Origin of the sequence: Endozoicomonas sp. ALC013, from assembly GCF_049310205.1 — a bacterium.
GTDB lineage: Bacteria > Pseudomonadota > Gammaproteobacteria > Pseudomonadales > Endozoicomonadaceae > Endozoicomonas.
This window is the reverse complement of the sequence record NZ_JBLYNS010000159.1, coordinates 1-10231: the sequence shown is the minus strand read 5'-3', so window position 1 is coordinate 10231 and position 10231 is coordinate 1. Positions and strand designations below refer to the sequence as shown.

The following is a 10231-nucleotide window of genomic DNA, read 5'->3' as shown; positions in this document are numbered from 1 at the left end:
TGATGGCACCAACATAAGATCTACCCCTGTTCTTAATCGCTAACCTTCGTTATCTTAAAGATATTGTCAGGGTGATCGTTCGTTCTTTGGGGCAATTCAGGAGTTGTTGCATTTGAAGAACCGTTGGTTTTGGGATTGCCCTCTGCTCGCATGGCCGGTCGATGCGTGCGACAGTGGATGTTAAAACTCATACAGGGAAGCTAATGATGAAATGGATGACCATCATTGTTTTTATGGTGTTGTTTCTTGTTCCCACAGGAAGGTCAGGAGCGAATTACCCGGGCAAGTTTGCCCAGGTTTCACCGAGAGAGGCCTTGAGTGGTAGAGCAAACGATGCGGTTATCGTCGATAGTCAAAATAGCTGGCTAACCGGGATATTGGTTGGCATCCCTGGCTCCAGAGAATGGGTTAATGGGGTTTTGTGGAGTTCCGGGGAGTTGGCGGTGCATGCAAGTAAAGCGTCGCAGCTTTCGCAGTACCCTTCATTTCAATATTTACTTTCTGTCGAAGCATCGGGTTGGGAGCTTTGGAAGGATCTGGTTGCTACACCAGATGCAGATGTGCTGATTTTTTTCTTTAGAAGTAAAGCTTTCTGGAGCAGTCCTTTCAGTTCCGAAAGTGACTTCATTCTTACGGATATTTCCTCTCTGGCAGAGGATTTTTCCGCTTCTCACTCTTTTAAAACATTCCCGGAAGGGGCTGAAGTTGATTGGGATTATCACAGCAACTGGTTTTATCGTGAGAAAGTCGACAGTGGGCTGGTCACCAGAGTTCAGCGGATAAACAGACGTTTGTTAAGTGATCTTTGTATTATTGATATTCATTTAGGCGGCTATCGACGTATTATCAGTTATCGGGATGAGTGGATATCCGAACAGAGTTTCCTCCATGAATCAGGTGAGAAAACTGTAAGTTTGCCCGTAAAAAAACGTGGGGCAGGTAACGACCATCCGTTGGTCCCTGATGTTGGACAGTTTACCACTTATCAGGAAAGTCTTTGCCGCTATGCAGAAGATGCTGCTGCTGCGAATCAGGAGGTGAATATTCTCTATTCGGATTTTTGGGACTCCAGTGAGCACCTGGTCGAAGCAGAGGTTTATAAAATATGGGTTGAAACGACAGAGTAGCTGTTTCGATACCGCCTGTTCAAAGCATAACGTCAGACTGTCAATTTATGCGGGTTTTGCAGCAACAAGCTGAGATTATAAGTTCATTGCTCGCGGGGCTTGTTCAGCCAGATCAATTTAACCCGAGTTAAGTTATCAGTTATACATTTGAACCTTTTTGAGGAATGAGTGTCATAGGGAATAAAAAAGATTTCATGCAGCATGCAGAAGCAATCCGATGCAAAGCCGTTTCAGTCATGGCACAGGCAGTGACACTAGTCCAATTACCAATACTCCGGCAGTTGATCGTGGCAGTGATGGTCAGCGTAATCGCCCCGATCCTGACTCTGGTGAGCGCAGCACCCAGCGACAGGAGCGTACTGAAAACCGTTGTCGTTTAAACGTGTGGCTGGTCGACAGAGTCGCTAACACCCGTCATGAGGTTGCCTCGGCGTCGATTTGCCTGGATGGGGCTGCTGCTGATCAGATTCGCAGCCGTGGTATTAGCATTGTTGCAAGAGTGGTGAATTATTCTGAGCCACCCGGTACTGAAAATGCGGCTTCTGCAACAGCTACGCCACAAGAATCACAGACCGATGTCGTGCAAGCGGCAACAAATCAGGGTAGTGATGGCAATTCTGGGCTTGTATACTGGCTTGACCGCTTTCTGGATATTCCCCTGGATCGGTTTGCGGTACCCGGTAACGACGTTTTGGACATGTTTGCCAACATTAACCTGCAGGTAGATGGTAGCAGGTTGACCGCTGAGGAATTGCGGTCTGCTGGTTTGAAGCGGGTGTTGAACAGGCATGTGGCTGCCTGGCTGGAGAAGAAGCAAGATCGGACCCAGACAACAGGAAAACTGCTGGGCTTGCAAAAACTGATGCATGAGGATATGGCCACCTATTTCCGAAACTGGGTGCTGTTGAAGTGTTATAGCGATATGCTTCGGGGTGAGCCGGTGTCTGAAACTGACCGTCAGCATCTGATACAGGCCCTGAATCAAAGTGTGTTGAATGATTTTGCTGAGTTGACCCGTCAAGCCAGCATGATGATGGATTTTTATTCATTAAGTCTGCTCTATTTTATGGGCGGGTTGCCGTTCTTTGAGGATGGCGCTAACTACCACAAGGGCATTACCTTGCTCGCCTATTGCCCGACAATCATCAAGGAAATGTTTTTTTATTTGTCCCCGGTCAGCTTCTCTCCCTACGATTATGTGCGTTTTGCCCCGGTGAGCTTCACGTCATTGTTTGTCGATCAGCCTAATGTGCCACCACAAACCAAGCTTGGTGCTGCAATGCAGATAATGGTGATGTCTTATTTACAGCAGTTGAACGCTCACTTTCTGGTAGACGAGCGGTATAAAGGCTCAAACTGGTTCTCTGACTCAGAGTTAAGTTCTGAACTCTTTCATATAGTCAGGGAATTGATTACAGAATGTCTGTTGTATGCCGGAGGTATGAACGGAAGAAATAAGCCATGCAGGCGTAAAATACTGGAGGTTGACAGGAGGTTTCAATCAGCCGTCGCTCGTGCCCGAAAAGACTACATTCAAGGAGAGGGCGACATTCATGCTTTAGTCACCTGTCTTCTGGCAAGCATCCATCAGCGAGCACATTCTGCATCACCAATGTATAGCTGGAAAGTAGCCAACTTATATCGCAAAGCCGCACAAATGTCCCCTAATCACTGGTCAAGTGCCTATATTTTTTTCCTTAAAGCCCGTAAGTGGGAGTTGGCTGCCGATGCAGCAACTGAATATGCCAGATATTATCTGAAGAAAAGCCCTCTGCTGGCTGAGTATTGGAGGGATACCAGTGAGCGGACCATGGAGTTGTCTGCCTTTTCGGAATCACCAACAGGGCAGGCAGTGGCTTCAGATAAAGACTACGATTTTGACGCAGTTTTACGACAGTTTTCTGAAGAGGTACCAAAGTTTGCCAACCTGCCGGTGGGGCTTGCCCGAAATAAAGGCAGGAAGCGCAATGGTCAAAAAAATGAGTCTGTTAACAAGTCAGAGCATGATGTCATTGAATCCCCGAAGGTGAGTGGAGCTGAGGGTCGCGAGCTGGAGGTGAACAAGCCAGCTCACCAGGAGGTTGCGCCAGTGATCAGGGTGATTCGATCCGGCAGACATCATGCTGCCTGTCCATCGTCTGATTCTCAGGGTTTCCAGGTACAGTCGGCCAGGGGGGCCATAAAGCCATTTGAAAAACTGCTCTCCCGACACTGGAATCCGGTTATTCTGCAAACACTCCGGTGTATCCGGGCGGCCAGGGCCCGTTCGGATATCACCGGCGAGCGGGAGATATACCAGAAGTTGTTGAATCAGCCTCTTTTAAAAACCTGTATTGGCATTGAGCGAATCTGGGAGGAGTGTGCCTGGACGGAGCTACATCAGTTTGATGATTTTTTCCGCTCGGCTATCATTCCCGATGCACCGATGAGACAGAAGGCCAGGCAATGGGTGCTGGATGCCAGAAATAAATTTATTTTGCCGTCACTGATGCATTGTCTGGAACTGGATCAGATTGACCCTGACATCAACCCTGAAGTCATCTGGAATGCTGTGCAGGCAATGCTGAAACAACCGGAAATCGCCGACGACCCTCAGGTCGACGCTGAAATCAGATTCAGACTGCGTTGTCTGTTCAGCTCCATGGGGCATACTTTCAGTCTCTGGGCTATGACTGATTTATCCAAGGCTAACCAACACCGGCAAAGGGCGCAGACATGGTATGGATACAAAAAAATCGATCCGGGTTATGTATGGCTCCTAGAAACAGGCTCAGAGTAAAAGCCTCAAGTCGTTTCTACAGCTACAAAGCAGCAGAAGCAGGGAACCTTGCCCTTCACTTCTGCTTATTTCGGCTATACGCCGATAGACTTGTAAAGCGCATCCAGTCCCATCTTACCCGCCATTTTTTTGGTTTCCTGGCGGGACGATTCATCAAAGCCGGTATACACCAGGTCTTCCTGTGGCAACTCATCCAGGAAGCGGCTGGGCAGCGTATCAATGATCTCGCCAAACTGCTTTCTTTGCCCGGCCAGTGTCATGGTCAGTGATTTCCGGGCCCGGGTAATGCCGACATAAGTAAGGCGACGCTCTTCCTCAATATTATCTTCTTCAATACTGGTTCGGTGAGGCAGCAGCTCTTCCTCCATCCCCATCATAAAAACATGGGGGTACTCAAGACCTTTGGAGGCATGGAGAGTCAGTAACTGAACACGGTCGGCATCTTCCTCTTCCTCATTGCGCTCCAGCATATCCCGCAGAATCAGCCGGGCAATGGCATCGGCAACCGTTCTGTCTTCATCACCCCGTTCCAGGGTTTGCTGCAGGGCATCCACCAGAAACCAGACATTGGCCATGCGCTTTTCAGCCTGTGCTGGCGTTGAGGAGTGCTGCATCAGCCAGTTTTCATAATCGCTATCAGCAATCATTTCACGAACCACCTGCATAGGGTCTTCGCTGGTTTGCAGCCGTCGTGAAACGTCGTCCATCCACCCGGTAAAGCGTCGCAGCCTGTCGACATACTGTGGTGCCAGGTCCTCTGCAAGGGCAGCTTCTTCACAGGCTTTGTACATACTGATGTGGTGTTTGTTGGCGTAGTTGCCCAGTTTCTCCAGTGTCGATGGCCCAATCTCCCGTTTGGGGGTATTCACCACCCGTAGAAAGGCGTTGTCATCATCCTGATTAATCAGCAGGCGAAGGTAGGCCATGATGTCTTTCACTTCTGCCCGGGCAAAGAACGAGGTGCCGCCATTAATGTGGTAAGGAATACCATGGTGCTGAAGTTTCAGCTCCAGCAGCCGCGACTGAAAATTTCCCCGGTAGAGAACAGCATAATCTTTATAGCTGTTATCGTGGCGAAGTTTGTGGGCGATGATCTCTGTGGCAATCCGCTCACACTCCATTTCGTCGTTTCGGCATTTAATCACGCGAATTTCATCCCCAACGCCCATTTCACTCCATAATGTTTTTTCAAACACATGTGGGTTATTGGCAATCAGGGTATTTGCTGCTTTCAGGATCCGGCTGGTGGAACGGTAATTCTGTTCCAGTTTGATCACCTTTAAGCTGGGATAGTCTTCTTTCAGTTGCGCCAGATTTTCCGGTTTGGCTCCGCGCCAGGCATAAATTGACTGGTCATCATCACCCACGACGGTTAACTTACGACGGTCGCCCACCAGTCGCCTGACCAGCTCATACTGGGCACCATTGGTGTCCTGGTACTCATCCACCAGCATATAGTGAACTTTGTCCTGCCAGCGTTGCTGGACCTCCGGATAATGTCTGAATAACTCCACCGGTTTCATGATCAGGTCATCAAAGTCCACTGAGTTATAGGCTTTCAGCATGCGATTGTAGTGCTCATAAACAATCGCTGCCGTCTGCTCCCAGGGCTGTCTGGCCATTTGTAACGCCTGGGCCGGGGAGACCAGATCATTCTTCCAGTTGGAGATACAGTGCTGGATCTGATCCACACCATTATCATCTGCAGACGTGTCCCGCTGCATCAGGTCGGTAATCAGTGATCGGGCATCCTGCTGATCAAAAATCGAAAACCCTGGTTTATAGCCCAGAATCTGGTACTCACGACGGATAATATTCAGGCCGAGATTATGGAACGTAGAAACCGTCAGTCCGGAAGAGGCTTTGCCTTTCACCAGCTTGCCAACCCGCTCTTTCATTTCCCGGGCGGCTTTATTGGTAAAGGTAACGGCCACAATGTTTTTGGCGCTGATACCACACTGTTGAATCAGATAGGCAATTTTGGTGGTAATAACACTGGTTTTACCACTGCCGGCACCGGCCAGTACCAGCAGGGGAGTATCGATGTATTTTACGGCCTCAGCCTGTCGATCATTGAGTCTTTGCACGCGTTCTGTTTCAGGCAAGTCATGGAAATTAAGGATCTCAGTATAACAAGGTTAGGGGAGTGGACGATATGTCTGGTCTTCAGACCAATGCATGGAGGGATTTACTTAACCCGGATATTTCATAAACTGCCCCGAATGTTCAGAGTTTTAACCCACCATCCAGCTCTAAAACCCGCCCATTGTAATAATCATTTTCAAAAATAAAACCAACGGTCCGGGCAATCTCTTCCGGGGTACCCATGCGTCCAACAGGAATGCCCGCGGTTAACCGGGCTTTGGCTTCTGGCTTCATGCCGCCGGTCATTGCGGTTTCAATAACGCCCGGAGCGACAGCTGCACAACGGATGCCGTATTTGGCCAGCTCTTTGGACCAGGTCACGGTCATGGCTGAGACACCGGCTTTGGCTGCGGAGTAGTTGCTTTGTCCAAAGTTCCCTTCACGGGCAATGCTGGCGATATTGACGATGACGCCCTTTGAGCCACTGTCGATCATGCTGGCGGCCACTTCACGGCCGCAGAGGAAGACGCCGGTCAGGTTAACATTGATTACGGACTGCCATTTGTCAAAGGAGAGTTTCTCGGTCACTTTGCCATCTTTGGCTTTGATCAGCAGACCATCTCTGAGAATACCGGCGTTGTTGACCAGGCCATTCAATGGGCCGAGTTCTGCATAGGCTTTCTGAACAGCTGCTTCAACCTGAGCTTCTTCAGCAACATTGGCTGGCAATGCTATCGCGTTAACCCCTTTTGAACGACAGAGTTCCTCTGCCTGATAAAGTTCGGGAGTATCAAGGTCCATAAGACCCATATTGGCACCACGTTCTGCAAACCAGTTGGCTATTGCCAGACCAAGTCCTCTGGCAGCACCGGTGATCAGGATATTTTTATTTTTGATGTTCATTGTTCTTATGCTTTATTGGTAGAAGGTACACTGATTATCCTGAAACGGATGTGAATAAAAGACAATAATTTATCATAAGAGAATCCTCTCTTTGGAGAGCGGGCAGGCTGTACAGAGACCGACTTACCGGTTGCTTTTGATTTATTTGCGAGGCTGGTGTACCCGGGTAAGAAGTTTTTTTCATTAAGGGGCGAGTACAACCTTCCTGCTTCCTGACAACCCTTGAAAAAAAACGACACTGCCTTTATATAAGAGGCTCCAATGATTAACGGGGCCTCTTATGCGCTTCCTCTCTGTGCTATTTATACTTTTACCCATTCTGGAAATGGTGGTGCTGATTAAAGTGGGCAGTATCATCGGAGCCTGGAATGCGGTTGCCCTGGTTATTCTGTCGGTATTTATTGGCATCGAAGTGATTCGCCGCCAGGGCTTCAGAACCACATTAAGAGCCCGGCAGAAGATGGCGGCAGGCGAACTGCCCGCTATGGAAATGCTGGAAAACCTGGCTATTGCCCTGGGTGGCCTGCTGCTGTTGATCCCCGGTTTTATCACTGATTTTCTGGGGGTATTCCTGTTGATTCCACCGGTTCGTCAGCTGCTGATCCGGCGCTGGCTGAAAGTGAGCGGGGTCAATGTGCAGCAAACCAATATTTATGAGGCTGAGTATCGTCGTGAGCCATCAGGGCATCATGATCAAACCCATCTCAACCACACCATTGATGGGGACTATACCCGGGAAAATGATGATGGCCGTTCCGGAAGCCAAAAGCGCCATTAATTGATAAGCCTTGATTTGCGGGCATATAACGAATTTTTCACTCTTTCTTGAGTTTAGAGCCTCAGTTTTGTGGAAAAGTCAGTTTTTTTTTCATCTGCCTCTTGAAAACTGCGCCAGCTACCCATACTAAGGGGAACACCTGATAAGACTTCGGTAAGGCCTTGAACTTTTAGTTAAGGCCTGTGCCAAAGTAAACTTCATCCCGGGTGCATACCAGGGAGGTTCGGGTAAACCGGGCCATAGTGAAGCGATAGTGCATCGTTTTACTGCCATTACGTTGATAGCGAGCAGCCTGTAAAAGGTTGCACGGCATAAGCAAACTGTTGGAGAAAGAATCGATGAAAATCCGTCCGTTGCGTGATCGCGTGGTCGTTCGTCGTGTCGAAGAAGAAACTACCTCTGCTGGTGGCATCGTACTGCCAGGTTCTGCCGCTGAAAAGCCTAACCAGGGCATTGTAGTTGCAGTCGGCGATGGCGTGTTTCTGGACAATGGTGAAAAGCGTCCTGTTGGCGTTAACGTTGGTGACAAGGTTATCTTCGGCAAGTATGCAGACTCAAACACCGTGAAGATTGACGGTGAAGAGCTGATCATTCTGTCTGAAAGTGACATTTCCGCCGTTCTGGAAGGCTGATTGTCAGGCAATCACACGGTATTTTTCCGATTTCACAAAATAGTGCACAGGGTCACCAACCATGGCAGCTAAACAAGTTAAATTTGGCGACGAAGCTCGCAAAGAAATGCTCAAGGGCGTCAACATCCTGGCTGACGCTGTAAAAGCTACTCTGGGTCCCAAGGGCCGTAACGTTCTGCTGGAGAAGTCTTTTGGCGCGCCTACCATCACTAAAGATGGTGTGTCTGTTGCCAAGGAAATCGAACTGAAAGACAAGTTCCAGAACATGGGTGCCCAGCTGGTTAAGGAAGTGGCTTCCCAGGCTAACGATCAGGCCGGTGACGGTACGACTACGGCGACCGTTCTGGCCCAGTCTATTCTGAACGAAGGTCTTAAGTACGTTGCGGCCGGCATGAATCCAATGGATCTCAAGCGCGGTATCGACAAGGCGGTCATTGCTGTCGTTGAGCAGCTGAAGGCTATGTCTACTCCTTGTGCCGACAGCAAATCCATCGCACAGGTTGGTACTATCTCTGCCAACTCCGATGAACTGGTTGGCCAGATCATCGCCGAAGCCATGGAAAAAGTTGGCAAAGAAGGCGTTATCACTGTTGAAGAAGGCAGCGGTCTGGAAAACGAACTGGAAGTGGTTGAAGGCATGCAGTTCGACCGTGGCTACCTGTCTCCATACTTCATCAACAACCAGGAAAGAATGTCCGCTGAACTGGAAAGCCCATTTATCCTGCTGGTTGACAAGAAAATCTCCAATATCCGCGAACTGCTGCCGGTTCTGGAATCCGTTGCCAAAGCTGGCAAGCCACTGATGATCATCGCTGAAGACGTTGAAGGCGAAGCCCTGGCGACTCTGGTGGTGAACAACATGCGCGGCATCGTGAAAGTCACTGCTGTCAAAGCACCGGGCTTCGGTGACCGTCGCAAGGCCATGCTGCAGGATATTGCTATCCTGACTGGCGCTACGGTTATCTCTGAAGAGGTAGGCCTGTCCCTGGAAACGGCAACTCTGGATGATCTGGGTACTGCCAAGCGTGTACAGATTACCAAAGAAGACACCACCATCGTTGACGGCGCTGGCGTTCAGGCTGACATCGTTGCCCGTGTTGAGCAGATCCGTGCCGAGATCGAAAACTCTTCTTCTGACTACGACAAAGAGAAGCTGCAAGAGCGCGTAGCCAAGCTGGCTGGCGGTGTTGCCGTTGTTAAGGTAGGCGCCGCTACCGAAGTTGAGATGAAAGAGAAGAAAGCCCGCGTTGAAGATGCCCTGCACGCTACCCGTGCTGCGGTTGAAGAAGGCGTGGTTGCCGGTGGTGGTGTAGCCCTGGTTCGCGCCCTGTCTGCCATCAACGTTGAAACCATTAACGCTGAGCAGCGTGCCGGTGTTGAGCTGATCCTGCGTGCACTGGAAGGCCCGATCCGTCAGATCGCTACCAACTCTGGTGACGAAGCTTCTGTGGTTGTTGACAAGGTTAAGGCGGGTTCAGGTAACTTCGGTTACAACGCTGCTACCGGTGAATACGGCGACATGATCGAAATGGGTATTCTGGATCCAGCCAAGGTTACCCGTTCTGCCCTGCAGGCTGCAGCTTCTGTTGCAGGCTTGATGATCACTACTGCTGCCATGGTTGCTGATGAGCCACAGGACGACGCGCCAGCTATGCCTGATATGGGCGGCATGGGCGGTATGGGTGGCATGGGCGGCATGATGTGATACGACGAGAGTCGTGCAGGTAGCTAGCCTGAATGTGCTACACCGCAAGCGACCACTCACTTATCGAGTGTTTGGTCGTTCCACCTCCAGTAGAAAATAGCATGTCAATCTAACCTGTATCCGGTCTGAATCATGACCGGATAGCGGCCTCTCTCTTATAAAAAACCTGTCCTCAGAGTTCATGCACTCACTGGGTTGTTTCGGGTGTCGGAGGACATTAAA

The 10231-nt window shown here is 49.8% G+C and carries 8 protein-coding genes; 5 read left to right on the top strand and 3 right to left on the bottom strand.

The annotated features are described in order from the left end of the window. Positions 1–203 precede the first annotated feature (203 nt). Both ACO6V1_RS20390 and ACO6V1_RS20385 read left to right on the top strand, forming a co-directional pair. On the top strand, positions 204–1127 hold the full coding sequence (locus ACO6V1_RS20390) for a hypothetical protein (protein ID WP_422468257.1): 924 nt from the start codon (positions 204–206) through the stop codon (positions 1125–1127). A 217-nt stretch (positions 1128–1344) separates the two neighbouring features. Then, complete coding sequence (locus ACO6V1_RS20385) at positions 1345–3906, top strand: hypothetical protein (RefSeq protein ID WP_422468255.1); 2562 nt, start codon at positions 1345–1347, stop codon at positions 3904–3906. Between the two features lie 74 nt (positions 3907–3980). On the opposite strand, the gene rep is transcribed toward ACO6V1_RS20385, so the two are convergent. Together rep and ACO6V1_RS20375 are read right to left on the bottom strand one after the other, a co-directional pair. Continuing rightward, positions 3981–5993, bottom strand: a complete 2013-nt coding sequence (gene rep / locus ACO6V1_RS20380; protein ID WP_422450208.1) for a DNA helicase Rep — start codon at positions 5991–5993, stop codon at positions 3981–3983. 139 nt (positions 5994–6132) lie between these two features. Then, positions 6133–6894: an SDR family oxidoreductase gene (locus tag ACO6V1_RS20375; RefSeq protein WP_422450209.1), complete on the bottom strand. Its 762-nt coding sequence runs from the start codon at positions 6892–6894 to the stop codon at positions 6133–6135. A gap of 280 nt (positions 6895–7174) precedes the next feature. Between ACO6V1_RS20375 and ACO6V1_RS20370 the strand changes: the two genes are divergently transcribed. Beyond that, positions 7175–7672, top strand: coding sequence for an FxsA family protein (locus ACO6V1_RS20370; RefSeq protein WP_422450210.1), 498 nt, complete (start codon positions 7175–7177; stop codon positions 7670–7672). Positions 7673–7841: 169 nt separating this feature from the next. On the opposite strand, the gene ACO6V1_RS20365 is transcribed toward ACO6V1_RS20370, so the two are convergent. Continuing rightward, complete coding sequence (locus ACO6V1_RS20365) at positions 7842–7985, bottom strand: hypothetical protein (protein WP_422450211.1); 144 nt, start codon at positions 7983–7985, stop codon at positions 7842–7844. Between the two features lie 25 nt (positions 7986–8010). Between ACO6V1_RS20365 and ACO6V1_RS20360 the strand changes: the two genes are divergently transcribed. Both ACO6V1_RS20360 and groL read left to right on the top strand, forming a co-directional pair. Further along, positions 8011–8304 (top strand): co-chaperone GroES, encoded by a 294-nt coding sequence (locus tag ACO6V1_RS20360; protein ID WP_101744992.1) that lies wholly within the window; start codon positions 8011–8013, stop codon positions 8302–8304. Positions 8305–8365: 61 nt separating this feature from the next. Further along, a complete protein-coding gene (groL, locus tag ACO6V1_RS20355; RefSeq protein ID WP_101744973.1) occupies positions 8366–10009 on the top strand; it encodes a chaperonin GroEL in 1644 nt (547 codons plus the stop codon). The last annotated feature ends 222 nt before the right edge of the window (positions 10010–10231 follow it).

What these genes read in the sequence shown, in the direction of transcription:
- ACO6V1_RS20390 (WP_422468257.1), top strand. Translation starts at nt 204, where the DNA reads ATGATGAAATGGATGACCATCATTGTTTTTATGGTGTTGTTTCTTGTT.
- ACO6V1_RS20385 (WP_422468255.1), top strand. Translation starts at nt 1,345, where the DNA reads ATGCAAAGCCGTTTCAGTCATGGCACAGGCAGTGACACTAGTCCAATT.
- ACO6V1_RS20375 (WP_422450209.1), bottom strand. Translation starts at nt 6,894, where the DNA reads ATGAACATCAAAAATAAAAATATCCTGATCACCGGTGCTGCCAGAGGA.
- ACO6V1_RS20370 (WP_422450210.1), top strand. Translation starts at nt 7,175, where the DNA reads ATGCGCTTCCTCTCTGTGCTATTTATACTTTTACCCATTCTGGAAATG.
- ACO6V1_RS20365 (WP_422450211.1), bottom strand. Translation starts at nt 7,985, where the DNA reads ATGCCGTGCAACCTTTTACAGGCTGCTCGCTATCAACGTAATGGCAGT.
- ACO6V1_RS20360 (WP_101744992.1), top strand. Translation starts at nt 8,011, where the DNA reads ATGAAAATCCGTCCGTTGCGTGATCGCGTGGTCGTTCGTCGTGTCGAA.
- groL (WP_101744973.1), top strand. Translation starts at nt 8,366, where the DNA reads ATGGCAGCTAAACAAGTTAAATTTGGCGACGAAGCTCGCAAAGAAATG.